The following is a 13,932-nucleotide window of genomic DNA, read 5'->3' as shown; positions in this document are numbered from 1 at the left end:
GAGACCATGAAGGGGTGAACAAGATTCCGCGCGGCACGCTTCAGGAGCAGACCTTCTACGAGCAGGTCGGCGGCGAGGAGACCTTCCGGCGCCTGGTGCACTACTTCTACCAGGGGGTCGCCGAGGACCCGCTGCTCCGGCCGATGTACCCGGAGGAGGATCTCGGACCGGCGGAGGAGCGCTTCGCGCTCTTCCTCATGCAGTACTGGGGCGGCCCGCGCACCTACAGCGACAACCGCGGCCATCCGCGGCTGCGCATGCGGCACGCGCCGTTCACCGTGGACCGTGCCGCGCACGACGCGTGGCTGGGGCACATGCGCGCGGCCGTCGACCGGATCGGCCTCGCCGAGGAGCACGAGACGCAACTGTGGGACTACCTCACGTACGCCGCCGCATCCATGATCAACTCTGAGGGCTGACGCGGGCCGCCGCGCCGCCCGGGCCCCGGCCCGCCGTACGGGCCGGGGTCAGGCGGGGGTGACGGTCAGGCCCGCGAGCCCGCCCGCCGAGCCGCCCGGGCGCAGCGCGACCGAGCCGTAAGGGGCCCGCAACCGCAGCCAGCCGCTCGCGGCGAACAGTGTCAGGGGCTCGTCCACGACGGCGGTCGCCCCGGCACGGGCTTGGCCGGCGGGGTCCACGGGTGCGGTGGGGCCGGTGGATGTACGGGCCTCCGGGAGCCCCGCTCGTACGGGCCGTGCGGGCTCTGCGGGCCGCAGGAAGCCCAGCGACTGCGCGGCGTGCACGGCGCGCAGCGGCAGCCCCGTCTCGCCGAGGGTCCGCGACCAGATCTCGCGGCCGATGCGGTCGCGCTCGGCGCGGGTGCGCTGCTCCTGCGGGAGCGCCTCGTCGCGCGCGCGGAACTCGGCGACGGCGGCGGCGACGGCCGCCCGCACCTCGTCCGTCCCCGGCAGCCCCTCGACGCGCCGCCAGCCGCCGCGCGGCGGCAGCACTCCGGCCCACGGCGGGCCGGTCACCGCCTCGGGTACGTCGACGGTCGCCGCCGTGGCGGCGTCCAGCGCGTCCGCGAGCTGCCCCGCCGAGACGGTGAGGTCCAGCGGCCCGTCCGCCGACCTCGGCGGGATGGGGGCGGCGGCGAGCCGGGCCGTGCGGATGGCGAGCACCTCGAAGGACGGCGGGCGGCCGAAGACCGCGAGGGCGCCGCCTTCCGGCCCGCCGCCGGCCTGGAGGCGGACAGCGGCCGCCCGGTCGTAGTGGATCAGCCGGGCCAGGAAGGCGGCCACGTCGGCCGCCTCTCCGGCGTCGGCGAACCGCAGCCGCTGCTGGGGTGCCGTCATGCCGCGACGGCCTCCCCGGGCGCGTCGCCCGGCTGGTCCTGGTACGCCTCCAGGAACGCCTTCTCCTCGGCGGTGATCCGCCGCGGCCGACCCGCTTCCAGGTCGTACGGCACGACGACGGTCGAGGCCCGTACGTACACCTCGTCGTCGTCCTTGACCTCGTACGCGACGGTCATGGAGGCCGCGGTTATCTTCGTCACCCAGGTCTCGACGGTCACCGGCGCATGCCGGTGCACCAGCGGACGCAGGTAGTTGATCTCATGCCGGGCCACGACGGAGCCACCCGTGAACGAGGCGCTCCCCTCCCCCGGCGCCAGCCGCCACATGAAGTCGATCCGCGCTTCTTCCAGGTAGCGGACGAAGACGGCGTTGTTCACATGGCCGAACGCGTCCATGTCGGACCAGCGCAGGGGGCAGGAGTAGAGATGGCGCGCCATGGTCAGCCCCGGGTCAGCTTCTTGTAGGTGGCCCGGTGCGGACGCGCGGCGTCCACGCCGAGCCGGTCGATCTTGTTCTTCTCGTACGACTCGAAGTTGCCCTCGAACCAGTACCACCGGGACTCGCCCTCGTAGGCGAGGATGTGGGTGGCGACCCGGTCGAGGAACCAGCGGTCGTGGGAGATGACCACCGCGGCGCCGGGGAACTCCAGCAGCGCGTTCTCCAGCGAGGAGAGGGTCTCGACGTCGAGGTCGTTGGTCGGTTCGTCGAGGAGCAGCAGGTTGCCGCCCTCCTTGAGGGTGAGCGCCAGGTTGAGGCGGTTGCGCTCGCCGCCGGAGAGGACGCCCGCGGGCTTCTGCTGGTCCGGGCCCTTGAAGCCGAAGGCGCTGACGTACGCGCGGGAGGGCATCTCGACCTGGCCGACGTTGATGTAGTCGAGCTCGTCGGAGACGACGGCCCACAGCGTCTTCTTGGGGTCGATGTTGGCGCGGCTCTGGTCGACGTAGCTGACCTTGACGGTCTCGCCGATCTTGATCGAACCGGAGTCCGGGGCCTCCAGGCCCTGGAGCATCTTGAACAGCGTGGTCTTGCCGGCGCCGTTGGGGCCGATGACGCCCACGATGCCGTTGCGCGGCAGCGTGAAGGACAGGTCGTCGATGAGGACCTTGTCGCCGAACGCCTTCGAGAGGTTGCTGACCTCGACGACGACGGAACCCAGGCGCGGGCCCGGCGGGATCTGGATCTCCTCGAAGTCCAGCTTCCGCATCTTGTCGGCCTCGGCCGCCATCTCCTCGTAACGGGCCAGTCGCGCCTTGGACTTGGCCTGCCGGCCCTTGGCGTTGGAGCGGACCCACTCCAGCTCTTCCTTGAGCCGCTTGGCGCGCTTGGCGTCCTTCTGGCCCTCGACCTTCAGACGGGTCTGCTTGGTCTCCAGGTACGTGGAGTAGTTGCCCTCGTAGCCGATCGCGCGGCCGCGGTCGAGCTCAAGGATCCAGCCGGCGACGTGGTCGAGGAAGTACCGGTCGTGGGTGACGGCGACGACGGTGCCGGGGTACTTGGCGAGGTGCTGCTCCAGCCACTGCACGGACTCCGCGTCCAGGTGGTTGGTGGGCTCGTCGAGGAGCAGCAGGTCGGGCGCCTCAAGGAGCAGCTTGCAGAGCGCGACGCGGCGCTTCTCGCCGCCGGAGAGGTTGGTGACGGCCCAGTCGCCGGGCGGGCAGCCGAGGGCGTCCATGGCCTGTTCGAGCTGGGTGTCGAGGTCCCAGGCGTTGGCGTGGTCGAGCTGCTCCTGGAGCTTGCCCATCTCGTCGAGCAGCGCGTCGGAGTAGTCGGTGGCCATCAGCTCGGCGACCTCGTTGAACCGCCTGAGCTTGGCCATGGTGTCGGCCGCGCCGTCCTGGACGTTCTCCAGCACGGTCTTGGACTCGTCCAGCGGCGGCTCCTGGAGGAGCATGCCGACGGTGTAGCCGGGCGAGATGAACGCGTCGCCGTTGGAGGGCTGCTCCAACCCCGCCATGATCTTGAGGACGGTGGACTTACCGGCGCCGTTGGGGCCGACCACACCGATCTTCGCACCGGGCAGGAAGCTCAGCGTCACGTCATCGAGGATGACCTTGTCGCCGTGCGCCTTGCGCGTCTTGCGCATCGTGTAGATGTACTCAGCCAAGAGAAACCGTCCGGCAATCGATGAGCGGGCAGAGATACACACCATCTTGCCGTACGGCCACCCCCGGGCGGAAACCAGTAACGGCACCGCGGCCCCGAAGCGCCTGGGCGCTTCGGGGCCGCGATGTTCAGCCGTGCTCAGAGGGTGACGGTCCGCTTACTGACCGGCCGCCCCCGCCTTCTTCTTGCGGAGGAGGAAGACCGCTCCGCCGCCGACCACGACCAGGCCGGCCGCGACGCTGGCGATCACCGGGGTGGCGCTGCTGCTACCGGTCTCGGCGAGGTCACCGCCGCCAGTGCTGCTGGAACCGCTGGTGCTGGAGCCGGTGGAGGAACCGGAACCGGTGGAACCACCGGCCGACGCCGGGCTCGGGTGCGAGGACGGGGCGGGGGTGTGGCCGCCACCGGTCGACCCGGTGCCCGCGGTCTGGCAGTCCAGGACACCGGAGAACGTCTTGGAGAAGCCGTTCGGGCCGTTGATCGTGAACTTGTACGCCTGGTCCTCGGCCACCTTCACGAAGGCGGTCTCGGACTTGCCGGGCTGGACGGTGTACTTCTTGTTGTCCAGGGTGAAGGTGAAGGCCTCGTCGCCCTTGTTGGTCGCCGTGACGTTCACGCCGCCCTTGACGCAGTCCTTCTTGGCGGTGACCGCCGGGATGGCGCCCTTCTTCGCCCAGTTAGCGGTGGCCGGGGCGGAGACGCTGCTCGCGCTGGAACCGGCCAGGATCTGGGTCTGGCTCTTGGCGTACTTGCCGATGCCGGTGAAGGCGCGGCCGATCGGCACCTCGGTGGTGGCCGTGGCGGTCAGCGAGGTGGAGCCGTCGGCGGTGCCGGCCGGCACGTCGAAGAACAGCTGGCTGCCGTTGACCGCGCCGGTGATGGACTTGCCGGTCTTGTCGACGAGCTTGACGCCCTTGGTGGCGGCGTCGCCCGCCGGGGCCACGGTCACGTTCTTCGCGTTGGTGTGCACGGTGATCGGGCCGAGCCGCTGGCCCGACTTGCCGGAGACCGCGTTCGGCGTGAGGGTCAGGGAGGGCTTGGGCTCCTCGACCTTCTCGGCGTTCTTGGTGAGGTAGTCCGCCAGCTTCTCGGCGCTCTTGTTCTTGGCGTCGACCTTCACGTGGTCCGAGTAGCGCCAGATGGCCACCTGGGTGCCGGCAGCGGCCTGGCCCTCGGTGAGCGAGGCCACACCGGCGCTCTTGGCGAGCGTGGTGAGGTCGTTCACGTGCGGGTAGGAGTGCTCCAGAATCCAGAGGATCTTGCCCGCGTCCGGGTTGCTGTGGAGCGAGGACTGCTCCCAGTCGGTCTCCTTGTACTGCGCCTGGCTCTGTGTCGGGTTGTGGATGTCGATGCAGTACGACTGGATGTCACCGCCGCCGGTGACCTTCATCCGGAAGAGGCCGGCATCGATGCCCCAGCTCTTGCCCTTGTCGTGCACGACCGCCTTGTCGGAGGTCGTCAGGCCACCGAGTGTGGCGGTGGCACCGCCGCCCTGGTTCTGGGGCACCTCGTCCGCGGCGGCCGGGCCGGCCGCGGCTATCGCACCCGCCGCGACCAGGCCGGACGCCAGGGTCGCGGCAGCAAGACGAGCGGGAACCCGCCTTTTTACAGAAATCATGGATTTCCCCTCCGGGCGAGCGCAGGTCAATTGGTTGCGCATCGCCAGCGAACTCAAAACTCAGTAGCCCCCGTTGGTACGAAACGGAATCCTAGGGATAGAGCTCACCTCGGTCCCCACTCATACCTTCGTATAACCGATCCGAATCGGAATCGTTATCAGCGAAGACCCCCGCGACCTGGGATTATCGACAAATCCACGGGGCAAATCCCCCATTTCAGACGGATGTTGATCTGGCCTCCGCGTCCATCACGAGAGGCCCCGCTGACCAATTGGCCTCATTCGCATGCACGGCCATATCCGGCATCTCACCTGGAATCGCCCCCGGCGATGCCCCCGGCAATACCCCTGACCGGACGTCAGCGACCGCGCACGCGGCGGTGCTGTCAACAGCACCGTCGGCAGCGCCCCGGGCAGCACTCCCGGCAGCACTCCCAGCAGCGCCCCCGGCGGCATCCGGAACTGTCGATTCCATCGGGCTCCGCGGCCCATTCCGTTCAACTCGCAATGGTTTCGCGGGTGCTACTCGGCGGAACGCCGAGGTGCCGCGGGCGAGATCGTGCCCGATGGCCACCGCGTCGATGTCCGCCGAAAGCCACCGCTTGCCATCGCGCTCCCCCTGCTGGATGCGCAACTTCCCCTGTACGACCAGTGGTTCCCCTACCGAGACCGAAGCCACCACATTCGACGCGAGCGCCCGCCACGCCCACACCGTGTAGAAACTCGTGGGACCGTCGACCCACTCGCCGCGCCCCCGGTCGAAGCGCCGCACCGTGGAGGCGAGCCGGAACCGCGACACCGCCGCTCCCGTCGCCGCCTGCTTGAAGTCCGGCGCCGTGGCCACATTTCCCACGACCGTCACCAATGCTTCGTTCATCCCGACCGCCCCCGTTCACTCACCGCAACCCGCGTCCCACATCTCGCATCCGGTATCCGGCGTCCCGCATCCGGCGTTCCGTGCATTCATGCTGCCCGTACTCCCGAAATCCCGCCGACCCCTGTGGACGGAGATGCCGAGTGTGGACAACTCGCTCGCCCACAAGGGCTACACAGGCAACAAGGAGCACACAGGCCGCAAAGGCCACAGGAAGTACGGGCCAGACCGCAAGGACCCCGAGGACCGCGAGGACCCCGAGGACCATGAGGACCGCGAAGGCAGCGGAGACCGCGAAGGCAGTGAGGGCCGCGAAGGCGGCGTGATCGTGCCCCCGCACCGGCCGCGAGAGGGAACGGCCCTCACACCCCGCCCACAGCCGTCCCGGGCCCCGCCGCGATGACGTACTGCTCCCGCACCTCCCGGTAGCGCAGCAGTTCGGCGGCGACCGGCTCCAGCACCCGCGCCCGCCCACACCCGGCGGCCGCGTCGCGCAAGCGCCGTTCGGCGTCCAGCCCGTACCCCCGTGCGGGGCCCCGGGCCGCCACCCGGCAGCCCGCCGCCAGTACGGGCCCGCCGAGCCCACCGCCCGTCAGCACCAGTGCGGGGACCCACCATTCGCCGCCGATCCAGCCCACGACCGCCCCGAGCAGCCAGAGCACACCGGCCACATGAAGGCCGAACAGCGCCCCTTGCCCCGCGGCGGCCGCCGCCCACCACCTCGGTCGGACGGACCGCTCCGCTCCGCCGCCGGCCGCGCCCCGGCCCGTACGCACCGCCGCACCGCCCTTGGCGCCCCCGCCTGCCTCGACACCCCTGCCTCTCTCGGCACCGGCTCCCTCGGCGTTCCCGGCGCCTTTGACATACCCGGCCGCCCCCACCTCGTCCAGCGCCTCCGCCAGCCCTTCAGCGCCGCGCCCGGCCGCCTCGCGCACGGCCAGCGCCCAGGGGGCGGGCAGCCCCGTGGCCGCCCCGTGAACCAAGGTCCGTACGGCCTGCTCGACCATGGGCCGCGACGCCGTACGCGACGGCGGCCCGGCGGGACGCGGCACATGCGCCCTCGAACCCGCTACGGGCCGCGGAGCGCCCCCCGCCGCGATCCGGCCGCCCCGCGTCTCACCGCTCACTCGGTTCCTCTGACGCCCACCGGACCCAGCAGCCCGGTAGGCACCGCTGGAACCACTGGCATCCCCTACGCCGCCGACACCACCGACGCCACCTCCCGTACAGCCCCCGGAGCCCGCCTCCTGGGCTGCCGCGTGCCTGCGCCCGTACCAGCGGCGGGCCCGCGCCCACGGTGTCCCGCAGGCCCGCCCAGCGGCGCGCAGCCACGCCCGTTCCGCGGCCTGCCCGGCCGCCGCCGCGCCCACCGCCTCGGCCAGCCGCTCCTCGAACTCCTCGCGCGCCGCCTCCGTGAGCCCCGCGCGCCCCTGCGCGACATACGCGGACCGGAGGCGTTCCGCCGCGCCGTCCACATCCGCGGCCAGCCGACGCTCGGCGGCGCCGCGCACCGCGACGAACTGCCCCAGCGTCTCGCGCAATTCGCCGACACCCTCCCCCGTGAGCGCGGACAGCGCCAGTACGGCCGCCCCCGGGTCGCCGTACTCGCCGAGCGCGAGCCCGTCCTCGTCCAGCAGGCGCCGCAGATCGTCCAGCACTTGGTCGGCGGCGTCCCCGGGCAGCCGGTCCACCTGGTTGAGGACGACGAACGTCACCTCGGCGTAGCCGGCCAGCGGTCGCAGATAGCGCTCGTGCAGCACCGCGTCCGCGTACTTCTCCGGGTCCACCACCCAGATCACCGCGTCCACCAGCCCCAGCAGCCGGTCCACCTGTTCGCGGTGGTCGGGGGCGGCCGAGTCGTGGTCGGGCAGGTCGATGAGTACGAGCCCGCGCATCTCCGGGTCGTACGGCCGCGGCGGCCGCAGCCGCGCCTCGGCCGGGATCCGGAGCCGGTCCAGGAGGCCGTCCGCGTGGTCGGTCCAGGCGCACGCCAGGGGCGCGCAGGTGGTGGGCCTGCGCACCCCCGCCTCGGAGAGCGGGGCTCCGGCGAGGCAGTTGAAGAGCGTCGACTTCCCACTGCCGGTGGCCCCGGCCAGGGCCACCACCGTGTGGTCCAGGGAGTGCCGCTGCCGCGCGGCGGCCTCCTCCAGCACCCGGCCGGCCTCCGCCAGAGTCCGCCGGTCCAGCCGCGTCCGGGACAGCCCGACGAGTTCGCGCAGTGCGTCCAGGCGCGGCCGCAGGGCGCCGAAGTCAGGCCCGGTGACGGGAAACGCGGGGGCGGGCGGCCGGGGCGCACCGGGACCGCGCGGCGCGATGCCGCGCGCGTCCGCGTACCCCGTCACGTACTCCGCGGGCTCCCAGCCCTCGACGCCCGGCAGTGCGGAATCCACCCCTCCGCCGCGCGCCGCTCGCCGCCGCGCGCCGTCGCCCGGCGCGCCGGGTACCTGCGCGCGGCGCGCGATCAGCCCGTCGTCCCAGACGGCCCGGCGCATCACGAGCGGCGGCACTACGGGGGCCGAGGGGGCTGCCGGTGCCGTGTCAAAACCGGGGGCGAGGCCGAAGGCACCGTCGCCGTTGTCGTCGGCGGCGTTGTCGTCAGCGGCGTTGTCGGCGGCGGCGTTGTCGGCGGCGGGCCGGGGCGGGGTCGGGGGCACCGTGGTCACCTCTCCTTCTGCAGTACGGACAGGGCGGCGATCAGTTCCGACTGGTGCCCTGACGCGACGTGGAGCGAGTCGAGGGGCGCGAGTCGCAGGTCCCGTTCCGTGTCGAGAACGCGCGCGAGGCAGTCGGCGAGCAGTTCGCCGCCGCGGTCGCGCAGCCGCAGAGCGCCCTGTGCGCCCAGCGTCTCGGCCAGCGTCTCGCCGGCCGTACGGGCGCGGCGGCCGCCCAGGAGCGCGGCGGCGAGCAGGGCGGCGATCTGTTCGGGGTCGGCGGCGGTGGGCCGCTCGGCGGCCCGTACCTCTTCCTCCGCGGCCTCCTCCACGCACCGCCGCCAGCGCCGGACGGCGACGCCGACGCGGTCCGCCGCACCGCGGGGGTCGCGGGGCGCGAGCGCGGAGAAGGCGACGGCGGGCCCCTTGGGGGACGCCCCGGCCTCCTCCGCTTGCTCATCGGCGGCGGCGGTGGCGCAGCACAGGAGCGCGGCCAAGGACTCGGTGAGGGCGGCGAGGAGCTCTCCGGGGGCGCTGTCGCGGGGGTGGCCGCGCCAGTGGGTCAGCGCGTCGCCCGCGAGCGTCTCGCCGGCCGCGATCTCCCGCCGTACCCGTTCGCCGGCCGCCTCGTACGCCCTCTCGACGCGTTGCATCAGCCGTACGGCGGCCGCGTGCTGGGCGGCCGAGGCCCCGGCGAGGGCGGGCATCCGGGACCGCAGCGAGGCGACGACCCCGGCCGCGGTACGCGCCGCGGCGGCCGTACGGGCCTCGGGGTCCTGGGCGCGGTGGGCGAGCCAGGCGCGGAGCGCGGCCACGGCGGTGGCGGGCAGGAGTCCGCTGCCGCCGCCCGCGGACTCGGGGAGCTCGGGGATGGTGAAGCGGGGTACGGAGCCGAGCCCGGCGGCGGACAGCAGGGCCGCGTACTGCCGCGACACGTCGGCGGCGACCTGGTGCGGCACCCGGTCCAGGACGGTGACGAGGGTGACGTCGTACTCCTTGGCGGTGCGCAGCAGGTGCCACGGCACGGCATCGGCGTAGCGGGTGGCGGTGGTGACGAGCACCCAGATGTCGGCGGCGCAGATCAGCTCGGCGGCGAGTTCGCGGTTGCGGCTGACGAGGGAGTCGATGTCGGGGGCGTCGAGGAGGGCGAGGCCGCGGGGCAGGGCGCCGTCGGTCTCGACGCGCAGGGCGGGCGGCGCGCCGTCCTCCTCGCACGTGCCGTCGCCGCCCTCTTCCGGTTCCGGCTCCCTTCGCCGCCCTCCCCGTTCGTAGGAGGACGCCGCGTCCTGCGTAGGCATCCAGACCCGGCTCAGCTGCGGCAGGACCCGCAGCCCCGCGAACCAGGGGTGGTCGTCGGGGTGGCACACCAGTACGGGCGTACGCGTGGTCGGCCGCAACACCCCGGCCGCCGTGACCCGCCGCCCGACGAGCGAGTTGACGAGAGTGGACTTCCCGGCCCCCGTGGAGCCTCCGACGACGGCGAGCAGCGGCGCTTCGGGGGCACGCAGCCGGGGCACCAGGTAGTCGTCGAGCTGCGCCAGGAGCTCGACTCGGCTGAGGCGCGCGCGGTCGGCGCCTGGAAGGGGGAGCGGGAAGCGTGCGGCGTCTACACGGTCACGCAGTGCGGACAGTGCGTCGAGCAGTCGGGGCCGTACGTCCAAGGTCGCCACATGTGCAGAATGCCCAATTTCGTTGGGTTTTTGAAGCGTATGGCTATCGGTGCGCGAGGCGTGGCGAGTGGGGCTCAGGCATAACGAGTGCACAACACCCGCCGCCTGAGGCGTGAAAAACGATGCAGAATTCGTACCTGCCTGCGATTATCGGGACCGCTTCACCGAACCTCCACAACGTGTCACGGAGGTGAAGCAACCGGGACGAGGTGCACGAAGCCCTATCCTTGTCCCCGGCAAGGTCACGGCACCACCGAGCCCGGGGCTTCAGCTGTCCGAGACCGTCACACCGGCCCCCGTAGCTCAGTGGATAGAGCAGGCGCCTTCTAAGCGCTTGGCCGCAGGTTCGAGTCCTGCCGGGGGCGCTTCCGCCCAACCCGTCTCAGGCCCTCCCCTCGGGAGGGCCTTTTCGCTGGTCAAGGGCAGATTAGCGAGGGCGGCGTAGTGGGGGCGTAAGGGTTGACGGGGGTGCCGGCGGGGGCGTGGACGGTCCGGTTGGAGACGGCCCTGGGTGGTTTCTGGCGGGTGTTCTTCCCGAAAACTTCCCGAAGTTTCGGGACGGTCTCTCCGAAGGCGGAGCCGAAACCGGAGTGGAGGCCGGGCCCGTGGCGGGGAGCTGTTGGGGGCCTTCGATCCGCTGCTGGAGCTCGGCCAGCTGGCCGGTGACGCATCGGGCGTAGATGGCGAGAAGGACCGGGACGCTGTTGCCGGCCCACTCGGCGACCTGGGCGGATGGGACACCGTTGTTGAGCCAGGTGGTCAAACAGGTATGGCGCAGGTCATACACGCGTTTGCCGACGGGCGAGTCGTACTCGTGCTCGTCGAGGACGGCCTCGCGGGCCTTGTTCCAGACCCGACGGAAGACGGATCCGGCGAGGAGGCCGCCCTGCTCGCCGGGGAAGAGGAGGTCGCCGGGCTTGAGCCCGTCCTCCTCTACCAGGTCGCGGAGGATGGCGACCAGGGCCGGGTGGGCTGGCACCGGTCGCGTGTCCCCGGCTGCGCGGCCCTTGAGGTCGCGGGTCTCGTGGACCTGGCCGTCGTCGGTCCACTGGCTACCGACTTCGGGCTCGGCGGTGTGGATGAGGAACTCACCCCATCCGGTCTCCGGCAGCGTGACGCTCTCCACGCGCAGGGCGACGGCCTCTTCGGGGCGCAGGCCCGCGTAGTAGAGCGTGGCGAAGAAGGCGTGGAGGCGGTAGCCGGTGCGGGGACGGTCGCCGATCCAGTCCAGGAGACGGGCGACCTGGCCGGGGTTGAGCAGGGACCGTTTGTCGATGGCGGCGGCCGCCTTGGGTGCGGCGTTCTCCTCCTTGCCCTTGGGAAGCGGATTCGCCGTGAGGACCTTCTGCCGGATGGCGTAGCGCATGACCACGTTCAAGATCCGGCGTTCGCGGTTGACGGAGCTGGCTGCGGCCGACCTGCCGTCAAGGAGGGTGCCCAGGGCGAGCATGACGGCGTCGACGCGCTTGGTGTCCTCCCAGACGGTCATGGGCAGGGAGTTGCGCCGGATCCAGGACAGGATCGTGCGGACCTCGGGCGGGGCCTCGTCGCGCCGGGTCTTGTTGAAGGCGTACTCGCGCAGGGCTTTGCGGACCTCGACCGGGTCGAACTGGCTCGGTTCGGCCCGCAGCAGGGCCAAGGTGACCCTGGTGAGGGCCTTGGCGGTGTTCTTGCGATTGTTGGCCGAGATGCGGGGCCACTTCATGTCGACGTACTGGAGGGCGAAGTCGTACCAGGTGAGCTCGGCCGCGGGCGCGGCGTGCGAGAGCGGACGCCCGGTGTCCACGTCGAAGGGTTCCCCGTTGTTCGCGGCGACCAGGAGGGTGGCACGGAAGGACTGGGCGAGGGCGCTCGTCTTGTACGACTCGCCGTGCCGCCTGCCGTTGACCGACCAGCGGACGGTGTAGGTGGTGCCGCGCACCGCGTCCACCGCTCGTACGTGGCGCAGTACGGCACCCGGCTCATGCACACCCACCCCGACGAAGCACTTCGCACAGCCGGCCTGGAAGACGCCGCCCGCCACTGGGCCACCACCCGCGAAGGCGACGCCTCCGCACTGGCCCGCACCGCCGACGGCTGCGACACCCACGGCCCAGACGCACGCATCGACCGCATCTACACCTCCGGCGGCCTGCTGCCCGCGGTACGCGGCGTGGATGTCATCGAGGTACCGCACGACCTGTCGGACCACCACCTCGTCCGCCTCACCCTGGACCCCGGCACCCTCGCGGACATCCTCAACCAGCAGCCGGACAACACCCCCGCCCACACCCCCCGCGAAGGAGTGACCGCGTGGCTACACTCCGAATAATGAAGCCCGAGGAAGCTGAAACACCGCCCTCCGCCGACCAGTTGCGTGAAGCCCTCATCGGCCAGTTGCGCGAGCTGGGAGCGATCAGAACCGAGGCAGTCGAGGTGGCTGTGCGCACCGTGCCCCGGCATCTCTTCGTCCCCGAGGTTTCGCTCGCCGAGGCGTACGCGCCCGAGCGGGCCGTGATCACCAAGAAGGACGAGGACGGGGTCGACGTCAGTTCGGTCTCCGCTGCCCGAATCCAAGCACTCATGCTGGAGCAGGCCGCGATCCGCCCCGGCATGCGAGTACTGGAAATCGGCTCCGGTGGCTACAACGCGGCGCTCATCGCGGAGTTGGTCGGCGAAAGCGGCGAGGTCACCTCCATCGACATCGACCCGGACGCCGTCGGCCGAGCGCGCCGCTTCCTGGCCGAGGCCGGATACGGGCGCGTCAACGTCCTCCTCACTGACGGCGAGCAGGGGGAGCCGCTGCATGCCCCCTTCGACCGAATCATCGTCACCGTCGGGGCGTGGGACATCCCGCCGGCGTGGGTGGACCAGCTCGCCGAGGGCGGCCGGATCGTCGTCCCCCTGCGCGTGCGCTGCCTGACCCGGTCAGTGGCCTTCGAACGGGAGGGCGGGCACCTGGTGAGCCGGGACTACGAACTGTGCGGCTTCGTGCCGATGCAGGGCGTCGGAGAGCGCCGGATGCAGCTGGTGGTGCTGCATGATGAGCCGGGCGAGGAAGTCGGCCTCAAGCTGGACGACGGGGACCGAGTGGACGCGGAGGGCCTGCGGAGGGCGCTCGCTCAGCCACCCGTGGAAGTCTGGTCGGGGGTGACCATCGGTGGAATGGAGCCGTTCGACGGCCTCGATCTGTGGCTGGCGGCCGCTGTACCGGATTTCGCCCGGCTCGCCGCGACCGCGGCAGCGCGCGAGAGGGGAATCGTTGCCGCCGCCTCACCGATGGGCCTCTCGACGCTGATCGACAAGGACAGTTTCGCCTACCGCAAGATGCGGCCGACCAGTCCTGAGCGCACCACATTCGAGTTCGGGGCGTTCGGACACGGCCCCGATGCCCAAGCGGTCGCGAACCGGCTGGTGGAACAGATCCAGGTCTGGGACCGCGAACACCGCTCCGGGCGGGCCGTTTTCACGGTGCATCCCGCAGGCACGCCCGACGATCAGCTTCCCGCGGGCCGCGTGGTCAACAAACGGCATTCGCGGGTAACTATCTCCTGGCCCTGACCGTCCTCCCTGCGGTCGTATCGGGCCAGCGGGCGAAGCCAGGCCCGGATCGTGGGAGCTAGAGAAGAAGAGGGCTGTAGCGACCGCTTTCTATGCTCTGGCCAGAACACAGAAAGCGGCGTTTGGGGCTCGACCGGTCGACGGTCCGTGTCGTGCAGTTGAGGAGTTGCCGACGGGTCAC

The 13,932-nt window shown here is 71.5% G+C and carries 11 protein-coding genes and 1 tRNA gene; 4 read left to right on the top strand and 8 right to left on the bottom strand.

All coding sequences use genetic code 11. The features are described from left to right. The first annotated feature begins 14 nt into the window (after positions 1–14). The gene (locus AC07AB_RS18685; RefSeq protein WP_478567741.1) at positions 15–419 is read left to right on the top strand and encodes a globin; all 405 of its coding nucleotides are present in this window, start codon (positions 15–17) and stop codon (positions 417–419) included. Positions 420–467: 48 nt separating this feature from the next. On the opposite strand, the gene AC07AB_RS18680 is transcribed toward AC07AB_RS18685, so the two are convergent. The 7 genes from AC07AB_RS18680 to AC07AB_RS18650 all read right to left on the bottom strand — a co-directional run bounded on the left by AC07AB_RS18680 (position 468) and on the right by AC07AB_RS18650 (position 10,202). Then, the gene (locus AC07AB_RS18680) at positions 468–1,295 is read right to left on the bottom strand and encodes a DUF8010 domain-containing protein (RefSeq protein WP_478567738.1); all 828 of its coding nucleotides are present in this window, start codon (positions 1,293–1,295) and stop codon (positions 468–470) included. Continuing rightward, positions 1,292–1,732, bottom strand: coding sequence for an acyl-CoA thioesterase (locus tag AC07AB_RS18675; protein ID WP_478567735.1), 441 nt, complete (start codon positions 1,730–1,732; stop codon positions 1,292–1,294). The genes AC07AB_RS18680 and AC07AB_RS18675 overlap by 4 nt, the downstream gene beginning before the upstream one ends. 2 nt (positions 1,733–1,734) lie before the next feature. Further along, on the bottom strand, positions 1,735–3,399 hold the full coding sequence (gene ettA, locus AC07AB_RS18670) for an energy-dependent translational throttle protein EttA (RefSeq protein ID WP_478567733.1): 1,665 nt from the start codon (positions 3,397–3,399) through the stop codon (positions 1,735–1,737). Positions 3,400–3,555: 156 nt separating this feature from the next. Beyond that, positions 3,556–5,016 carry a Cys-Gln thioester bond-forming surface protein gene (locus tag AC07AB_RS18665; protein ID WP_478567730.1) on the bottom strand — a complete coding sequence of 487 codons (1,461 nt, stop codon included), beginning with the start codon at positions 5,014–5,016 and terminating at the stop codon, positions 3,556–3,558. A 217-nt stretch (positions 5,017–5,233) separates the two neighbouring features. Further along, positions 5,234–5,893: a single-stranded DNA-binding protein gene (locus tag AC07AB_RS18660; RefSeq protein WP_478567727.1), complete on the bottom strand. Its 660-nt coding sequence runs from the start codon at positions 5,891–5,893 to the stop codon at positions 5,234–5,236. A 359-nt stretch (positions 5,894–6,252) separates the two neighbouring features. Then, positions 6,253–8,382, bottom strand: a complete 2,130-nt coding sequence (locus AC07AB_RS18655) for a GTPase (protein ID WP_478567891.1) — start codon at positions 8,380–8,382, stop codon at positions 6,253–6,255. A 167-nt stretch (positions 8,383–8,549) separates the two neighbouring features. Further along, complete coding sequence (locus AC07AB_RS18650) at positions 8,550–10,202, bottom strand: dynamin family protein (RefSeq protein WP_478567888.1); 1,653 nt, start codon at positions 10,200–10,202, stop codon at positions 8,550–8,552. 301 nt (positions 10,203–10,503) lie between these two features. Here AC07AB_RS18650 and AC07AB_RS18645 point away from each other — a divergent pair. Further along, positions 10,504–10,576, top strand: a tRNA-Arg gene (locus tag AC07AB_RS18645). A 62-nt stretch (positions 10,577–10,638) separates the two neighbouring features. Here the strand turns inward: AC07AB_RS18645 and AC07AB_RS18640 are convergent. After that, positions 10,639–12,180: a tyrosine-type recombinase/integrase gene (locus tag AC07AB_RS18640; protein WP_478567724.1), complete on the bottom strand. Its 1,542-nt coding sequence runs from the start codon at positions 12,178–12,180 to the stop codon at positions 10,639–10,641. Here AC07AB_RS18640 and AC07AB_RS18635 point away from each other — a divergent pair. Both AC07AB_RS18635 and fxlM read left to right on the top strand, forming a co-directional pair. Next, positions 12,175–12,522, top strand: a complete 348-nt coding sequence (locus tag AC07AB_RS18635; protein WP_478567721.1) for a hypothetical protein — start codon at positions 12,175–12,177, stop codon at positions 12,520–12,522. The genes AC07AB_RS18640 and AC07AB_RS18635 overlap by 6 nt on opposite strands. Then, entirely contained in the window at positions 12,522–13,751 is a 1,230-nt protein-coding gene (gene fxlM / locus AC07AB_RS18630; protein ID WP_478567718.1) for a methyltransferase, FxLD system, read from the top strand. The genes AC07AB_RS18635 and fxlM overlap by 1 nt, the downstream gene beginning before the upstream one ends. Positions 13,752–13,932 lie beyond the last annotated feature (181 nt).

The sequence above is a fragment of the Streptomyces sp. NPDC044033 genome (assembly GCF_056434425.1).
Note: the sequence above shows the minus strand (reverse complement) of the source record. Positions and strands in the feature narration are given on the sequence as shown.

Coding starts and splice junctions, on each gene's coding strand:
- AC07AB_RS18680 (WP_478567738.1), bottom strand. CDS start 1,295: ATGACGGCACCCCAGCAGCGGCTGCGGTTCGCCGACGCCGGAGAGGCG.
- AC07AB_RS18635 (WP_478567721.1), top strand. CDS start 12,175: ATGCACACCCACCCCGACGAAGCACTTCGCACAGCCGGCCTGGAAGAC.
- AC07AB_RS18660 (WP_478567727.1), bottom strand. CDS start 5,893: ATGAACGAAGCATTGGTGACGGTCGTGGGAAATGTGGCCACGGCGCCG.
- fxlM (WP_478567718.1), top strand. CDS start 12,522: ATGAAGCCCGAGGAAGCTGAAACACCGCCCTCCGCCGACCAGTTGCGT.
- AC07AB_RS18665 (WP_478567730.1), bottom strand. CDS start 5,016: ATGATTTCTGTAAAAAGGCGGGTTCCCGCTCGTCTTGCTGCCGCGACC.
- AC07AB_RS18675 (WP_478567735.1), bottom strand. CDS start 1,732: ATGGCGCGCCATCTCTACTCCTGCCCCCTGCGCTGGTCCGACATGGAC.
- AC07AB_RS18655 (WP_478567891.1), bottom strand. CDS start 8,382: ATGCGCCGGGCCGTCTGGGACGACGGGCTGATCGCGCGCCGCGCGCAG.